Source organism: Clostridioides sp. ZZV14-6009 (assembly GCF_020658095.1).
In the GTDB taxonomy this organism is placed as follows: Bacteria; Bacillota; Clostridia; order Peptostreptococcales; family Peptostreptococcaceae; genus Clostridioides.
The window spans coordinates 19,482-36,902 of sequence record NZ_JAGWDG010000021.1; the positions used below are offsets into that span (position 1 = coordinate 19,482).

At 28.5% G+C, this 17,421-nt stretch carries 17 protein-coding genes; 14 read left to right on the top strand and 3 right to left on the bottom strand.

The genetic code is table 11. The features are described from left to right. Positions 1–52: 52 nt before the first annotated feature. The 4 genes from KGF36_RS17845 to KGF36_RS17860 all read left to right on the top strand — a co-directional run bounded on the left by KGF36_RS17845 (position 53) and on the right by KGF36_RS17860 (position 4,544). Positions 53–1,228 (top strand): phosphoribosylaminoimidazolecarboxamide formyltransferase, encoded by a 1,176-nt coding sequence (locus tag KGF36_RS17845; RefSeq protein ID WP_227830142.1) that lies wholly within the window; start codon positions 53–55, stop codon positions 1,226–1,228. Between the two features lie 128 nt (positions 1,229–1,356). Continuing rightward, on the top strand, positions 1,357–2,211 hold the full coding sequence (locus tag KGF36_RS17850; RefSeq protein ID WP_227830143.1) for a hypothetical protein: 855 nt from the start codon (positions 1,357–1,359) through the stop codon (positions 2,209–2,211). 44 nt (positions 2,212–2,255) lie between these two features. Continuing rightward, entirely contained in the window at positions 2,256–3,503 is a 1,248-nt protein-coding gene (locus KGF36_RS17855) for a glycosyltransferase family 4 protein (RefSeq protein ID WP_227830144.1), read from the top strand. Between the two features lie 102 nt (positions 3,504–3,605). Next, a complete protein-coding gene (locus KGF36_RS17860; protein WP_227830145.1) occupies positions 3,606–4,544 on the top strand; it encodes a cell wall-binding repeat-containing protein in 939 nt (312 codons plus the stop codon). Positions 4,545–4,879: 335 nt separating this feature from the next. Here KGF36_RS17860 and KGF36_RS17865 read toward each other — a convergent pair whose 3' ends face one another. Then, a complete protein-coding gene (locus tag KGF36_RS17865) occupies positions 4,880–5,233 on the bottom strand; it encodes a GIY-YIG nuclease family protein (RefSeq protein WP_227830146.1) in 354 nt (117 codons plus the stop codon). Between the two features lie 303 nt (positions 5,234–5,536). Between KGF36_RS17865 and KGF36_RS17870 the strand changes: the two genes are divergently transcribed. The 5 genes from KGF36_RS17870 (at position 5,537) to KGF36_RS17890 (ending at position 10,381) form a co-directional block, all read left to right on the top strand. Beyond that, positions 5,537–6,448 carry a recombination protein NinG gene (locus KGF36_RS17870; protein WP_227830147.1) on the top strand — a complete coding sequence of 304 codons (912 nt, stop codon included), beginning with the start codon at positions 5,537–5,539 and terminating at the stop codon, positions 6,446–6,448. A 250-nt stretch (positions 6,449–6,698) separates the two neighbouring features. Further along, positions 6,699–7,133: a DUF6323 family protein gene (locus tag KGF36_RS17875; RefSeq protein ID WP_227830148.1), complete on the top strand. Its 435-nt coding sequence runs from the start codon at positions 6,699–6,701 to the stop codon at positions 7,131–7,133. A gap of 23 nt (positions 7,134–7,156) precedes the next feature. Further along, positions 7,157–8,671, top strand: coding sequence for a DUF6179 domain-containing protein (locus KGF36_RS17880; protein ID WP_227830149.1), 1,515 nt, complete (start codon positions 7,157–7,159; stop codon positions 8,669–8,671). A gap of 82 nt (positions 8,672–8,753) precedes the next feature. Continuing rightward, positions 8,754–10,121 (top strand): M20 family metallopeptidase, encoded by a 1,368-nt coding sequence (locus KGF36_RS17885; protein ID WP_227830150.1) that lies wholly within the window; start codon positions 8,754–8,756, stop codon positions 10,119–10,121. A gap of 35 nt (positions 10,122–10,156) precedes the next feature. Then, a complete protein-coding gene (locus KGF36_RS17890; RefSeq protein ID WP_227830151.1) occupies positions 10,157–10,381 on the top strand; it encodes a NifU family protein in 225 nt (74 codons plus the stop codon). Between the two features lie 120 nt (positions 10,382–10,501). On the opposite strand, the gene KGF36_RS17895 is transcribed toward KGF36_RS17890, so the two are convergent. Both KGF36_RS17895 and KGF36_RS17900 read right to left on the bottom strand, forming a co-directional pair. Next, entirely contained in the window at positions 10,502–10,900 is a 399-nt protein-coding gene (locus KGF36_RS17895) for an HsmA family protein (RefSeq protein ID WP_227830152.1), read from the bottom strand. Positions 10,901–10,902: 2 nt separating this feature from the next. Beyond that, positions 10,903–11,337, bottom strand: coding sequence for a MarR family winged helix-turn-helix transcriptional regulator (locus tag KGF36_RS17900; protein WP_255287880.1), 435 nt, complete (start codon positions 11,335–11,337; stop codon positions 10,903–10,905). A gap of 349 nt (positions 11,338–11,686) precedes the next feature. On the opposite strand from KGF36_RS17900, the gene KGF36_RS17905 reads away from it, so the two are divergent. From KGF36_RS17905 to KGF36_RS17925, 5 genes are all read left to right on the top strand, one after another. Next, positions 11,687–12,673 (top strand): ABC transporter permease, encoded by a 987-nt coding sequence (locus KGF36_RS17905; RefSeq protein WP_227830153.1) that lies wholly within the window; start codon positions 11,687–11,689, stop codon positions 12,671–12,673. Next, positions 12,657–13,568 (top strand): ABC transporter permease, encoded by a 912-nt coding sequence (locus KGF36_RS17910; RefSeq protein ID WP_227830154.1) that lies wholly within the window; start codon positions 12,657–12,659, stop codon positions 13,566–13,568. Before KGF36_RS17905 ends, KGF36_RS17910 begins: the two co-directional genes overlap by 17 nt. Positions 13,569–13,683: 115 nt before the next feature. Next, complete coding sequence (locus KGF36_RS17915) at positions 13,684–15,252, top strand: ABC transporter substrate-binding protein (RefSeq protein WP_227830155.1); 1,569 nt, start codon at positions 13,684–13,686, stop codon at positions 15,250–15,252. 73 nt (positions 15,253–15,325) lie between these two features. Then, entirely contained in the window at positions 15,326–16,351 is a 1,026-nt protein-coding gene (locus KGF36_RS17920; protein WP_227830156.1) for an ABC transporter ATP-binding protein, read from the top strand. Continuing rightward, positions 16,344–17,288: an ATP-binding cassette domain-containing protein gene (locus KGF36_RS17925; protein ID WP_227830157.1), complete on the top strand. Its 945-nt coding sequence runs from the start codon at positions 16,344–16,346 to the stop codon at positions 17,286–17,288. The genes KGF36_RS17920 and KGF36_RS17925 overlap by 8 nt, the downstream gene beginning before the upstream one ends. The last annotated feature ends 133 nt before the right edge of the window (positions 17,289–17,421 follow it).

The window sequence follows — 17,421 nt, forward strand, 5'->3', positions numbered from 1 at the left end:
ATATGGAATTAATCAAATTCAAGATTAATTTACTATAGAGAGGGATGAGTGTATGGCAAAAGAACTAGAACTAAAGTATGGCTGTAATCCAAACCAAAAACCATCAAAAATTTATATGAAAAATGGAGAACTTCCTATAGAAGTATTAAATGGAAAGCCTGGATACATAAATTTTTTGGATGCATTTAATAGTTGGCAACTTGTAAAAGAATTGAAAGAGGCTACTGGTCTTCCAGCAGCAACTTCATTTAAACATGTAAGTCCAGCAGGTGCAGCAGTAGGAATACCTTTATCAGATACTTTAAAACAAATATACTTTGTTGATGATTTAGAGCTTTCTCCATTAGCTTGTGCTTATGCAATGGCAAGAGGGGCAGATAGAATGTCTTCTTATGGAGATTTTATAGCACTTTCAGATGTGTGTGATAAAGAGACTGCGACTATTATAGCGAGAGAAGTTTCTGATGGTATAATAGCCCCAGGGTACACAGACGAGGCTCTTGAGATATTAAAAGGAAAGCGTAAAGGGAATTACAATATTGTAAAAATTGATGAAAATTATACTCCTGAACCTATTGAAACAAAGGATGTTTATGGAATCACTTTTGAACAAGGTAGAAACGAAATATTAATAAATGAAGACTTATTAAAAGATATTCCAACTGATAATAAAATCTTTACAGATAATGCAAAGCGTGATTTAATTATAGCTCTTATCACATTAAAATATACACAGTCAAATTCAGTTTGCTATGCTAAAGATGGACAAGTAATAGGAGTAGGTGCAGGACAACAATCACGTATTCACTGCACTAGACTTGCAGGTAATAAGGCAGATATTTGGTATCTTCGTCAACATCCTAAAGTATTAAATTTAAAATTTAAAAAAGATATAGGTCGTCCAGATAGAGATAATACTATTGATGTATACCTTTCTGATGATTATATGGATGTACTTGCTGATGGTATATGGCAGAATTTATTTGAAGAAAAACCAGAACCTCTTACTGGAGAAGGTAAAAGAGCATGGCTTAAAACTTTAACAGGAGTAGCTCTTGGTTCTGATGCATTTTTCCCATTTGGAGACAATATAGAACGTGCTAAAAGAAGTGGAGTAAGTTTTATAGCACAACCAGGTGGCTCTATTCGTGATGATAATGTTATATTAACTTGTAATAAGTACAATATAGTTATGGCATTTACTAAAAATAGATTATTCCATCACTAAAGTATAAAAAATATAAAATAAATACTGATTAAATTAAAAATCTACAACGAGTTTTGTTGTAGATTTTTTTATTTGCTGTATAATTTTAAATAGAACTTTATTTTTAGATATTCAATTTGGAGGATGATATGGCTTTAAATATAAGAGACTATAGCCTATTGTGTAGTCAAGGTACAGCTAAATTTAATGAAGATGTAGTTGGTATAAGTCCATTTGGAGCATGGGTTTTGGATGGTGCGACAGGGCTCAATGGAAAAAACTTAATATCAAATGAAAGTGATGCAAGATGGTATGTTCAGTGGTGGAATAAGTATTTATATAAAAATATGAATAGAGAAGAATCATTAAAGAGCATTATCAATAGTGGGATAATAGAAATTAAAAAAGAGTATGAGATGAAATTAAATGGAATAAAGGTGGAAAAATTAGATTTGCCATCAAGTTCTATAGCTATTGTTAAATTTCATGAAAATAAAGTAGAGTATTTTTTATTAGGAGATTGTTCTTTATTTATTAAAAATGGAGATTCTAAAGTCATAAAAGATAGAACTATTTGTAAATTTGATAATTCTGTGTTTGATGAAATGAGTAAGCTTTCTGATTTAGAAGAAATGACTTTTGATGAGATAAAGTCAAGTGTCATGGATACAATAGTAAGCAATAGATTGAAAAAGAATACTAAAGATGGATACTGGATATTGGATTTTGATGAGGATGCTGTAGAAAACTCAATATACGGATACTTAGAAATAAAAAAAGATTTTCAATTGATGTTAACAAGTGACGGTTTTACAAGTGCTTGTGATAGGTATAACCTTATAAAAGAAGAAGAATTGATACGTATAGCAGAAAAATTTGGCATAGGATATATACATAATAAAGTTAGAGACTTTGAGGATAATGACTATAAAGCAATTAAGGTTCCAAGATTCAAAGTAAAAGATGATTCTTCCTGTTTGTATCTGGATATATATAACGATTAGATTATATGAAATTGTTTAATTTTAGAGGGGCGGTAAGTAAAAAAGTGAAAATTCTTCATATAATAACACAAAAACCAAATAGTACAGGTAGTGGAATATACATGTGTGGTATGATAAAAGGGTTTGAAAAAATAGGTCATGAGCAAGCTGTAATTGCGGGTATAGATGTTAATGACAATGTAAACTGTTTTTCAAGTGATGTAAGTTTTTATCCAGTAAAGTATAATTGTGGAGAACTAAATTTTCCTGTTGTAGGAATGAGTGATTCTATGCCATATGAAAGTACTAGATATAGAGATTTAAATGTAGAAATGATAAATAGATTAAAACATCAATTTAAAATAAATATAGATAGAGCTATGGAAGATTTTAAGCCAGATATTATAATATGTCATCATTTATATCTTTTAACTGCATTTGTCAGAGAGATTGTGAAAGATATTAAAGTTATGTCTGTTTGTCATGGGACTTGCTTAAGACAGTTAAATACTATCGATTTAGAAAAAGAATATATAATATCAAATATAAAAAATTTGGATTTAATATTTGCTCTTCATAAAAAGCAAAAAGATGATATTATAAAGACTTTTGGAGTAAGCGACAGTAAAGTAGTTGTAATTGGTAGTGGATATAATGATAGTGTATTTTATGATAAAAATTATAAAATAAAAAATGATAAGATAAGGATAGTATTTGCAGGAAAGATATGCAAATCAAAAGGATTGATTCCATTTATAAAAGCTATATCTGGACTAGTATATTGTAAAGATTTAATAGAAGTCAATTTTGCAGGTACAGGAAGTGATGTTGAATCTTATAATGAGATTGTTAAGCTTGCAAGTCAATCTCCATTTAAAATGAATTTCTTAGGAAAATTAGACCAAAGTGACTTAGCTGAGCTATTTAATAAGTCACATATATTTGTTTTACCATCGTTTTATGAAGGGTTGCCAGTTGTAGTTTTAGAGGCTTTATCATGTGGACTTGATGTAATTACCACTGATATTCCTGGTGTTAGAGAATGGATTGGTAGTGTGATTAATGATTCTGGAAAGATAGAATATGTAATGTTGCCTTCTATGAGTTTAGATGGTATTCTAAATGAAGAAGAGTTATCTATCTTTGAGAAGAATTTATATAATGCAATAGATTTTAAAATACAATATCTATTGTCTCATTTGGAGAAAAGGTCATCTGTAGATATGTCAAAAGATATGTCAAAAAAAACATGGGACGGTTTAGCTTATAGGATGAATGAAGTTATTTTAATGGATGAGATGTGTCTAATTTAGAGTGATTTAAATTATAAAAAAAGTGTAACTATTTTTACACTACTTTTAAGCGAATTTATATTATACTGATACTAAATATATTTATTTTGAGGGAGGTAATTTATGAAGTTTAGTAAAAGAATATTAGCATTAGGTATTTCAGCATTATTATTAAGTGTTAGTTTTACAACATCAGCAAATGCACTAGATAAAATCGAAAATATCCAGGGAACAGATAAATATGAAACAGCTGGTATTATTGCAGATAAGCAAGATTATACAACAGCTGTACTTATCAATTCTGATTCTACGATGGTAGATGGTATTTCTGCTAGTGGTCTTGCAGGGGTAAATAATGCAGCAATTTTATTAACTAATAAGGATGATATACCAGAAGCCACTTTACAAAGGCTTAATAGAGTTACTAAGATATATGTAATAGGTGGCGAAAATACTATAAGTAAAGATGTAGAAAAAATGCTACTTATGAGAAGAATGCAGGTCATAAGAATTGATGGAGTAGATAGAGTAGATACAAGTTATAAAATTGCAGCTGAAATAGAAAAGATAAAAAGCAGTGATAAGACGTTTTTAGTAAATGGATTTAAAGATGAAGCTGACGCAGTGAGTGTTGCATCTGTTGCGTATAGAGATGGTGCTCCTATTTTATTGACAAAAGATATAGCTTCAGCAGAAGAAGATACAGATTTAGACCCATGGTTTGGTGTTTCACCTGTTCCAGTATATGCTGTTGGAGGAAAATCTACACTAAGTGATTATATAGTAAGTAGATATAGAGCAACAAGAATTGATGGTAGTGATAGATATGAAACTAATAAGAATGTAATTAAGAAGTTTTATAATGAAACAAAAGAGTTTTATGTGGCAAGTGGAGATGATTTAGTTTATGCTTTAGTTGCTTCACCAATGGCTAAAAACGCTCCTGTTGTTTTAGTTTCAGATAAAAGTGATAAGAGTATATTAAATAATGCTAATAAAGTCACTGCAATAGGTATAAATGATAAGAATGTTATAGAGCAATGTTTAGAAGCTACAAAATAATAGAATGTTATCAGTAAAATGAATACATAATATATAGTAAAAGTCAGTATAATGCTTATATTTTAGTGATATATAGTGTATAAATATTAAACTATATAAATCTTCTAGTTGATTTTATGACAAAAATCAATTAGAAGATTTTTTTTATTAAAATTATGTATCAAAGTTATATACTAAAATTGAACTGTATATGTTAAAAAATAATGCGTGAGCTATTCATATATAAGAATCAATTATCCTCATAAATGACAAGATGAATGGAGTCATACACAAAATTGTATGACAATTCCATCCTATCATGTTCAAATCAAAAAAGAAGATATGATGCGCATTTTTTATAAAGAATAAATCTCATAAGAGTTATCTTCTTTTAGTTTTTCTAACCAAACCATTTCTAAAATATCTAATTCTTCTAAGTAATCTTTTTCAGTTTTATTATCATCATGTTTTATAAGTTCTAAAATTTCAAATGTAAATGCTTTTTCTCCATATTTTTTCCAAGCATTATTTAAATCTCTTACCATACATGACCCAGCACAAAGTTGAAATTTGAGGAAGTTAAACTTGCTTTTTATATCATTGCTTTTTCCAAGATAAATCTTTTTAGTAATATCACTTTTTATCATAAATACACCAATGTCAAATTTCATTTCCCTGTATAGTTGTTTTAATTCACGTTTTCTATCCATTTTCTGAGTACCTCTCCTTATAATAATATGTAATATGTAAAATTATTTATATATTACATATTATTATAAGGATATTAATTAGAAATGTAAATAGATTTTGATAAAATTAATTATAAGTTTACTATTGCTTAGTATTAATATTTAGGCTAATTAGAGTTATTATATGGTTTAATGTTATATAAAATTAAAAAGAAGAGTTGACATGATGAAAATTATAGAATAAACTAAAAATGTAATAGTAAATGAATATTAACTATTACATTGAAAGGGAATTATTATTATGAAAGGGAGGAAATTGTTACTATGAATAAAAATATAGAATTAATTGGAAATTTTGCTAGTGATTGGATTCGCTATAGTGATTATGAATATAAAATTACTGAAGAAGATGAACTGTATATAGTACCAACAGAAGATGCTGTATTTACTATGTACAATCCATTTGATGTTGCAGATGAAATTATAGTAGATATAATTCGCATAGGGCAAGAAGCATTACAAGATATATCAAAAGAAACTAAAGAAATGAGATTAAAAAAAGAAGTACTTGAATTTGTAAAGAAATATGGACTGTTAGGATTGATTTATTCAAGTGTATATAATAGAGATATTGTGGGTGAAGAAAGAGTACTGATGATTGAAAAGAATTATATTACAAAAGAGAATATATTGAATACTGATGAGTATGTAAATATGTTTATCCCATTTGCAAGTGATGAAGATGTATACTTTAAAAAATATAAACGAGGTATAGATGTATCAAAACGAGAGGAATCACCTAAGTTTTTTGGAAAAAGACCACTGATTTTGGATTTAGTATTTTCAAGGTTTTATACAGAACAATTGGATTGGATTGTAAATTTTGCTAAGGATATGTGTAGACATTTTAATCAAATTTGTGTCTATAAAAATATGTCTAACTTATTAACTGAAAGTGTGACTATTATGTCTGGAGGGTTTAATCCTCAAAAGATAGGATTTTCTATAAGTCAATTAGATAAACCCACTATTGCATGGGAATTTAATTCTTTAAAAACAGCTATTGAAACTATATATGCATTTGCAATTACAAGTGAACCTGCATCTTTAAATAAATGTAAGTATTGTGGAAAGATTTATATACCTACAAATTCTAAATCTCAATACTGTTCACCTTCCTGTAGAAATTGCTCAAATGTAAAGAAAAGCAGAAGTAGAGCTAAAAAAGATAAGTAAAGTAATATATCATTGTTTAGATTTTAATTATAAATAACTATTAAATGAATAAATAGTTATAAAAAATATATCTGAGTAATGATATATTTTTTTATTGAAAAATTTAATTAAAATAGTAATTTTGAGTTGACAAAAACTACTTATAATAATACTATTATAAGTAGTTTTGCGAGTGAGTATATATACTAATTTAAATATATCATAAAACAAGTTAAAAGTCAATAGAAAAATGGAAAAGGAGAATTTTAAAATGATATCACCTATTATTTTGAGTTCTATGCATCAAAATTTAAAGGAAATAGAAAGAAATGAATTGCTTGAAACTAATAAAGAATCTAAGTGTTATGGTCTAGTACTTTCAGAGGAGGATGTAAAAGATATAATAACTTCAAGAAATGATACTTTAAAGGGATATGGAAGAATAGAATTAGAGATAAAAGTTACAAAACAATTAATAGAAAATATATATACATCACAGTTTACAAACATGGATGATTATTTAGAGACTATTAATGATATGCAAGAAATCTTTTATTACTTAAAAAATGAAACAGATGATAAAATTTGTGATGATGAAATTATAGAAATACTTGATGAACTTTATGAAAAATTTACAGGGAATATGGATAATGTAAGAGGGGAAGCAGAGGAATTTGCAAAAAAGTTTAAATTTGGAGAAGTTTAATCTAATGAGAGGGGAAACTTACTATGTCAAATAATAATCTAACCAACATCAATATAAACGAAAATAATCTAATAAAAAATCAATATGCAATATCTCTACTTAAAGAATGTATGGATTGTAAAGTAATAAATGAGAGAGAAGTATATAACATACAACAGGAAATATCCTTAATTCTTATAAATTTAATTAAAAAATATACAAATGGTCAAAGTACATCAGTAAAGATTGAAGTTGCTGAAAAATTATTGCTTTCAATTTGGTATGCTATTGATGCATATGTAAGTAAACTTGAAAATATAGAAAAAAGAATTGTAGGATTGACGTCTAAAAATATTAAGAATATATATTTAGAAGGCATTAAAATTCTTGAATATGATTTACTTGAGTTAGAAAAATTTTATGAACTAATGAAAAGTAGAAAATTATATACTAACTCAATAACATATAATGATACTTTAATGGAATTGTCTGGTTTCTTTAAAAACTATAGTATAAAATTTGAAGCCTATGATATTCCAGTGAGTATAGATTATCCATTGGCATTAGATGATATGGATATTCAAGGAATTTATTATGTAAAAAATTATATTGAGAGTATGGATATAGAAAATAGATTTTGTAATTTATTTAAAAAGAAAGATAGAGAAAAATTATTTTATGATTATGGAATAACTTATAAAATAGATTGTGATGTTATACTTATAAACTTATTTGAACTTATTATAAATAACTCTATTTTCTCTGCAATTTTAGGCAATGAATCAACTAATTTGAAAATTTCAGAATATGAATATGAATTTTTAGAAAAACAATTTAGAAACATCTACAATCATACCTTTGAAGGTGAAATTAAGGTATATGAGGAAAATAATGTAATTGAATTTATTGAAGAAAATAATAGTTTTGATTTTAATGATTCTGAAGAACTCGATAAACAAAGTACAATAAATGAAAAAATAGTTTTATTGCTTGAAGAAGCAATTGATGTATTGATAGAAAGATTAAATATAGAAGATGAAGCCATGATAAAATACATAAAAGCATATGAGAAGATATTTATTGAGTCTGTACTAAGTTCAATAAAAAGTGGCACTTTTAAAAGTATGATAACTGTAAGTAAGAATGAAAATGAACCTTTAGAAAAGTATATTGTTGATGATGAAAATAAATTAGATGATGAGTCATTTAGAGCGATATTCAATGCTGTACTAGAAAGTACTTCTATAATTGAAAAAATAAAAATAATAAAGGAAAACATCAATGCAAAAAAAGACTTTATTGATATTCTTGAATCTGAGTGCTTATTTGGGGATGATTATCTAATGCTATTTGCTTCATTAAGTGAATTTGAATTGGCAATACTGGGAAGTGTAGTATTTTATGAAGATATGAGAATGGAAGAAATTAATTTATTGGAACTCTTATTAAATAAAAATAGTGAAACTACACTATGGAAAAGAGAGTACATTGAATTTATGAAGAGACAAAATAAGGAAAAAATACATTGTATAGAAGAATATATAAATCAAATTAATTAACAAAAAATTGTGAATAAATAGAATGTTAGTATATAATATAATTTGTAAAGCATATCAAAAATACATATCTGTGGAGGAGATTATGAAAGAATATATTATAAATAATATTGAGGAGATAAGAGAAGAATTAATTGATTTATCTAAAAAAATATGGGAAAATCCAGAATTAGCTTTTGAAGAAAAGTGTGCAAGCAGTATTCAAAAGGAATATCTAAAGTCAAAAGGATTTGAAATTGAAGAAGTAGACAATTTACCTACTGGATTTATAGCAAGTTTTGGAGAAGGGAAGCCAGTAATTGGAATACTTGGCGAATATGATGCTTTGCCAGAACTATCACAATCTGTGAGTACAGAAAAAAATCCATTGGTAGAGGGAGAATCTGGACATGGATGTGGTCATAATTTATTGGGTGTAGCAGGTGTAGGAGCAGTCGTTTCTATTAAAGAACTAATGGAAAAAAATAAATTTAATGGAACAATAAAGTATTTCGGTTGTCCTGCTGAAGAAGAAGGTGGAGGAAAGACTGTAATGTGTGTAAATGGATGTTTTGATAATGTAGATTGCGCATTTACATGGCATCCTTTTGATATAAATGCCACATGGAGAGGTGGAAGTCTGGCAAATTTATCTGCTAGATTTAAGTTTAAGGGAATAACAGCACATGCAGCTCAAGCCCCTCATAATGGTAGAAGTGCATTGGATGCTGTTGAACTTATGAATGTAGGAGCAAATTATTTAAGAGAACATGTAATTGACTCTATAAGAATGCATTATGTTATAACTAATGGTGGGGGAAGACCTAATGTAGTTCCTGGTTTTGCGGAAAGTTGGTATTTTATAAGAGGTAAAAAAGCAAAAGATGCAGAGCATGTTCTTGACAGGCTAATAAAAGTGGCACAAGGAGCAGCTATGATGACAGAGACTGAAATGGAGTATGTAATTACTGATGGGATTTATGATTATATACCAAATCAGTGTTTAACTGATTTAGTATACGATAATATGATTCTTGTTGGCCCCCCTAAAACTACTCCTGAAGAAGAAGAATTTGCAAAAAAATTATGTGCTACTCTTACTAAGGAAGAGAGACTAGGTGTAGCTACAGCATTCCAAGATGATAAATCTATTATGGACAGTTATATACATCATGGTATAGCTGATGGAGCAGAAGGTAAAGGATTAGCTGGTTCTACTGATGTTGGAGATGTAAGTTATGTGATACCAGTGGCTCAATTTGCAATGGCAGCATGGCCTGTTGGTGTGGCAAGCCATACATGGCAGTCATGTGCATCAGCTGGTTCAAGCATAGGATTTTCAGCTATGATAAATTCAGCTAAGGTATTGGCTTGTAGTGCTTATGATGTATTTATGAATACTAAGGTTATTGATGAGGCAAATATAGAATTTAAAAAATCATTAGATGGACAAAAATTTAAACCATTGGTATAATCTTGGTAATAAAAATATTTCTGGGGGGAATAACTATGAGAGAACAAGTTGAAAGAGTGCTTGAACAAAAGATAAAACCTGTATTACAAAGAGATGGTGGAGATGTAGAGCTTATAGATGTAAATGAGAATGGAGTAGTTTTAGTTAGATTACAAGGTGCTTGTAGTGGATGTCCAGGAGCAACTATGACAATAAAAGCTATTATTGAAAATGTTTTGGTAAGCGAAGTTCCAGGAGTAACTCAAGTATTAGGTGTTTAATAAATTTAAATTATACATAAGGATTTATGAAGTTGTGTAAAAGAGTAAGTAAAATATTATAGATAGATATGAAAAAGTGTGTAAGTGTATATTCATTTTCTTACACACTTTTTTTACTTATTATCCAGCCATACCAATAAACATACCTATAAAGTATGGAATTAACCAGATAGTCCATACAACTATACTAAACTTATGGAAGAATTTTTTCTTATCTTCATCATCCTTATACAAAACAAAAGTAGCCCATCCTGCATGAAAAAGCATAAGAACAATTGCTAGGAGACCTGTTATACTATGAAGATTTTGGGACAATACAGATTTTACTTCAAAAGAGTGGCTATTAGCTATATTACTCATTGTAAATGTTCCTAAAGTATCAAATATTAAACCAAGCCAAAATATAATTACATGTTTCTTTTTTAAAATTTTAGCTTTTCTCTCTCCAAATACACCTATAGTATAAAAAATTAAAGCTGATGTTATAAACACTATTGCAAGTATTAATTTAGAATTCATAATTATCTCTCCTTTATTTTTGCTAATATATTTCTAAGATTTTTTACTAATTCATTTAATTCTTTTTCATCACAATTTTTAAAAATATCATCAAAGCTTTCTTGCATTTTACTTTTAAAATTTGTAGCAAATTCAAGTCCATCTTCTGTAAATTTAACATATGTATTTCTCTTATCATCATATTTTTTGAACTTTTCTACATAGCCAATTTGTTCTAATCTACTGACTATACCTGATACAGTTCCTTTAGCTAAAGACATCTCATCGCATAGTTGTGATATTGTTAGCTCTTGATTATGAGCTATTAGTTTTATAACTATAATCTGTTGATGTGTCAATCCATTTTCTTTAAAATTTTCTTCCACTGTGTACATTGTTTTAGAATAGAGTTCTTTGAGAAGCATAGCTATTCTAAAACAATCATAATTAGTTTTCAATAAAATCACCTCTTAGATGGTTTGCATAGAAACTAATATAATATAGTTTTAATAAATAGTCAATATAAAACCAATAATTATATAATAAAAAACTTAATAATTATATAAAATAAAAGATTCGTAACATCATAAAAATTTTATTTTAGGTAAAAATAAAACAATTTGATGAAATTTTAACAATTTTTCAAAAGTTTGTTTACACACAACATAAATGATGCTAAAATTGGTTTATAGATAAATATTTAAAATTTAATTTTTATTTAATGATAATAAAACCACGAAGGTTTAAACGTCGATTGACGCTTGCTTTTGGTGGTTTTTTTTATTGCAACAAAGGGGGAATAGGGGTTTGTTAAAGGATATAGTTAAAAAGTTGTTGCAGTTTATTTTAGTAATGTTTTTATTATCTTTTGTAGTTTTTTATATGGCAAGACTTGCTCCAGGAGACCCGTTAATTTCTTACTATGGAGATGGTGTAGAAAGAATGAGTACTCAAGAGAAAGAAAATGCTATGAAAAAACTTGGTCTAAACGAACCAATATACAGTCAATATATAAAATGGATTTCAGATGCATCAAGAGGCGAATTTGGAATTTCATTCAAATATAAGCAAAATGTTACTTCTGTTATAAATGATGTTTATATAAACACTATCATATTAGGTGGGTCAGGATATATACTTACCTTTGCGCTAGCATTACTTCTTGGAATCTTTTGTACATTGCATGAAGACAAGCTCATAGATAGGATTATATGTAAACTAGGAACAATAACCAACTGTATTCCATCATTCTGGGTTGCTTTAGTACTTATACTTATATTCAGTATAAATCTAAGTATACTTCCAAGTAGTGGAGCTTATTCAATGGGAGAGGAATCTAGTATATCAAGTAGGATATCTCATTTAATATTACCTCTTACAGTACTTATATTGAGCCATTTATGGTATTACACATATATGATAAGAAATAAATTGCTAGAAGAAATAAGAGAAGATTATGTATTGCTATGTAAAGCAAAAGGTTTAAACAATAGAACCATTGTTTTTAAGCATTGCCTGAGAAATATAATGCCATCCTATATAAGCATTATGGCTATTTCAATACCTCACATATTAGGAGGAACTTATGTAGTTGAAAAGGTTTTTTCTTATCCTGGGTTAGGAACTCTTTGCTTTGAGAGTGCAAAGTATCACGATTATAATATGTTATTAGTTTTATGTCTAATAACAGGGGCTTTAGTAGTATTTGGAAATATGTTAGCTCAAATTATAAACAATAAAATAGACCCTAGAATGAAGTACGATAGAGGTGATAACAATGAAGCTGCAATGTAGTGATTTTGAGATTGTAGGAGAAAATTATATTTCAGTAGTAGAAGACGAACAAATAGAAATAAAAAAAACTCTGTTTGAAAAATTTAAACAGTTACCATATATATCAATCATCATTTTATCCATTATAGTTATTGGAAGTGTATTTTCATCTTTGATAATGACACATGAGCCAACATATATGGATTTAGTAAGTTCTAATTTAGCTCCAAGTAAAGATTTTTTCTTTGGAACAGATTCAATGGGAAGAGATATATATTCTATGATATGGTATGGAGGAAAAATATCTTTATTTATAGGAATATTTTCGACAATAATATCAACTATCATAGGAATTGTTTATGGTAGCATAAGTGGTTCAGCATCTGAACTTGTAGATGATGCAATGATGAGATTTACAGAAATCATACTTAGTATACCATCAATATTAATTATAATATTTGTACAAGCGATACTTGGGAATTCAAATCCAATATCTATGTCCATAGTAATAGGGATAACAAGTTGGATGAATATATCTAAAATTGTAAGGACTGAAGTTAGACAAATAAGAAATAGTGAGTACATACTAGCAGCTAAAAGTATGGGTGGAGGATTTTTCTATATATTAAAACAGCACTTACTTCCAAATTTTGTTGCATCAATAATGTTTATAGTAGTAACAAATATAGGTGCAGCTATTGGAACTGAATCAACACTGAGTTTTTTAGGAATTGGTTTGCCAATAGAAATTGTTTCTTGGGGAAGTATGCTATCTTTATCAGAGGAAGCACTGCTTTCAAATAGATGGTGGATTATCCTAATTCCAGGTATATTTTTAGTTACTACATTGGTTTGTATAACTAATATTGGTAATTATATAAGAAAGAGCAATAATAAAAAATCAAGTAATTTATAAATCAGCGTTTCAAGTGTTAAATAAGCAAATACTAAGGTATTTGAAATATCTATTTAAATAAATGGGGTCAAAGCTTTAAAAAATATTTATTATTAAAAGCAAAAGGGGGAGCATCATGAAATTAAAGAAATTAAAAGTTTTAAGTCTAGTAATGATACTTAGTCTAATGGCAGGCTGTTCTAGTGCAGGAAATGGGGACAAAAAAACAGATAAACCTAAAGATGGTAAAGTACTTGTTTATGGAAGTAATGACTATACAAGTATAAATCCGGCACTATATGAACATGGAGAAATAAATTCATTGATATTTAATGGATTAACAGCTCATGATGAAAATAATAAAGTAGTTCCTTGTCTAGCAAAAGATTGGAAATTTGATGAAGCAACAAATACATATACGTTTAATTTAAGAGATGATGTTAAATGGCATGATGGAGAGAAGTTTACAGCAAATGATGTTAAATTCACAATGGAAACTATAATGAATCCAGACAATGCTTCTGAAATAGCATCAAATTATGAAGATATAACAAAAATTGATGTAGTTAATGATACTACTATAAAAATTACTTTAAAAGCACCAAATACAGCAATGCTTGATTATCTAACAGTTGGAATATTACCAAAACATGCATTAGAAGGTAAGGATATAGCTACTGATGGATTTAATCAAAAACCAATAGGTACTGGACCATTTAAACTTGAAAAATGGGATAAAGGTCAAAGTATAACACTTGTTAAAAATAGTGATTATTTTGTAAAAGAGCCAGGTCTAGATAAAGTAGTATTTAAGATTGTACCAGATGACAAAGCTAAAGCAATGCAATTAAAATCAGGCGAATTAGATTTAGCACAAGTAACTCCTAAAGATATGTCTAATTTTGAGAAAGACGAAAAGAATTTTAAAGTAAATATAATGAAAACTGCAGATTATAGAGGGATACTATATAACTTCAATTCTAAATTCTTTAAAGATGAAAAGACTAAAGGATTACCAAATGCTTTAAGTTATGCAATAGATAGAAAAGCAATAGTTGATAGTGTATTATTGGGACATGGTGTACCAGCATATTCACCTTTACAAATGGGACCATATAATAATCCTGATATAGAGAAATTTGAGTATAATCCAGAAAAAGCTAAGCAAGAAATTGAGAAATTAGGTTGGAAATTAGGTTCTGATGGAATATATGAAAAAGAAGGTACTAAATTAGCTTTTGAAATAACAGCTGGTGAAAGTGACCAAGTTAGAGTTGATATGGCTAAAATATGTGCACAGCAGTTAAAAGAAATAGGTGTTGATGCTAAAGCTGTAGTTGTAACTGAAACAGATTGGGCTAATCAAGATGCACATTTAATCGGTTGGGGAAGTCCATTTGACCCAGATGACCATACATATAAAGTATTTGGAACAGATAAAGGTGCAAACTATAATGCTTATTCTAATCCTACTATAGATAAAATACTTCAACAAGCAAGAGAAACAGAAAATAAAGATGAAAAATTAAAGTTATATAAACAATTCCAAGTAGAGATGACTAAAGATATGCCATACACATTTATTGCTTATATAGATGCCATATATGTTGGAAAACCAAATATAAAAGGTTTAACACCTGATACAGTTTTAGGTCATCATGGTGTAGGTATATTCTGGAACATAGCTGATTGGACAATAGAATAATAGTTAGATTAATTAGAAACCTTAGGGATAAAATATATCCCTAAGGTTTGAATAGCATAGGGGTTGATGGTTTTTGGAACATTTATTGGAGGTTAATAATCTATCTGTAAGCTTTAAAATTGAAGAAGGTGAAGTACAAGCTGTGAGAGATGTGTCTTTTACTCTAAAGAAGGGTGAAACACTAGCTATAGTAGGAGAATCTGGTTGTGGAAAATCTGTATTGTGTAAAAGTTTGATGAAGATACTTCCATATAATGGATATATCAAAAGTGGAGAGGTTCTACTTAAATCAAAGGACTTAGTTAAAAAATCTGAGAAAGAAATGGAAAAGATTAGAGGAAGAGATATATCAATGATATTTCAAGACCCTATGACATCTTTGAATCCAACCATATCAATAGGAAAGCAAATAACTGAAGCTATAGTAATCCATCAAGGCATAAGTAAAAGTGAAGCTAAAAAAAGAGCTATAGAACTTATTGAATTAGTTGGGATAGATAATCCTGAAAAAAGATTTAAACAATTTCCGCATCATTTTTCAGGAGGAATGAGGCAACGTATAGTAATTGCTATAGCACTGGCTTGTAATCCAGAAGTATTAATTGCTGATGAGCCTACAACAGCCTTGGATGTGACTATACAAGCTCAGATAATTGACTTAATAAAAGAACTACAAGATAAAATAGGTTTATCAATAATATTTATAACTCATGATTTAGGTGTAGTTGCAACTATGGCTGATAGGATAGCAGTTATGTATGCAGGTAAGATTGTAGAAATAGGAACAGTAGAAGATATATTTTATGACCCTAGACATCCATATACTTGGGGATTATTAGGTTCATTACCTACTTTAGATTCACAAGAAGAGTATTTGTATAATATACCTGGAATGCCTCCAAATTTATTAAATCCTCCAAAGGGGGATGCATTTGCAGTAAGAAATAAAAATGCTCTTAGGATAGATTATGAAAAGGAGCCACCAATGTTTAAAATTAATGATACACACAGTGCAGCAACTTGGTTATTGCATCCAGATGCACCTAAAATAAATATACCAGTTAGGGTAAATGGTGGAAGGGTGATTTCTAATGAATAAAGAAAAATTACTAGAAATAAAAAATTTAAAACAATATTTTCATTTGGATAAAAGTACTACTGTAAAAGCAGTTGATGATATAAGTTTTGATATATATAAAGGAGAGATATTTGGTTTAGTAGGAGAATCTGGTTCGGGAAAATCTACAACTGGTAAAACTATAATAAAGTTACATGAGCCTACTGGTGGAGAGGTAATTTATAAGGGAAATTGTATCTCAGATAAAAAAGCATATAAATTTGTAAAAAAAGATGTAAATAAAAGTATGCAGATTATTTTTCAAGATTCTACTTCATCATTAAATCCTCGTATGACAATTGGAGATATAATTTCAGAGCCACTTAAAATTCAGGGTGTCTGTAAAAATAAAGCAGAAAGACTGGATAAAGTCTATGAGATGTTAAATTTAGTTGGGCTTGATAGAAGCTATGCAAATAAGTATCCTTCTGACTTTTCGGGTGGACAAAGACAACGTATTGGTATAGCTCGAGCTCTTTCAGTAGACCCAGAGTTTATAATAGCTGATGAACCTATAGCTTCTTTAGATGTATCTATACAAGCACAAATAGTAAATTTATTTAAAAAATTACAGCAAGAAAAAAACTTAACTTGTTTGTTTATAGCGCATGATTTATCTATGGTGAGACATATTAGTGACCGTATAGGAGTTATGCATAATGGAAAATTAGTAGAATTAGCGGATTCAGAAGAGTTGTATAATAATCCTATTCATCCATATACAAAGTCTTTACTTTCTGCAATTCCTATTCCTGACCCAAGATATGCTAAGCTAAGAAATAGAGTGGAATATAATTCTAGTATGTATAATTGTTCAAATGATGAGTTATCAAGTTGGATTGAGGTTTCAGATGGTCATTTTGTATATGCTTCTAAATCAGATATAGATAAATACCAACAAAATTTAAAAGTTGTTTAGTGTAAAAACCACTCTAGGTAAGAGAGTATATAGATTTAGAGTGGTTTTTATGTATATAAATTTATGTGTAAAAGTGTCAGTTTTAGAAACTTTCGCCTTTAATTATTATATTTAAAAATTTTATGTTTAAAGT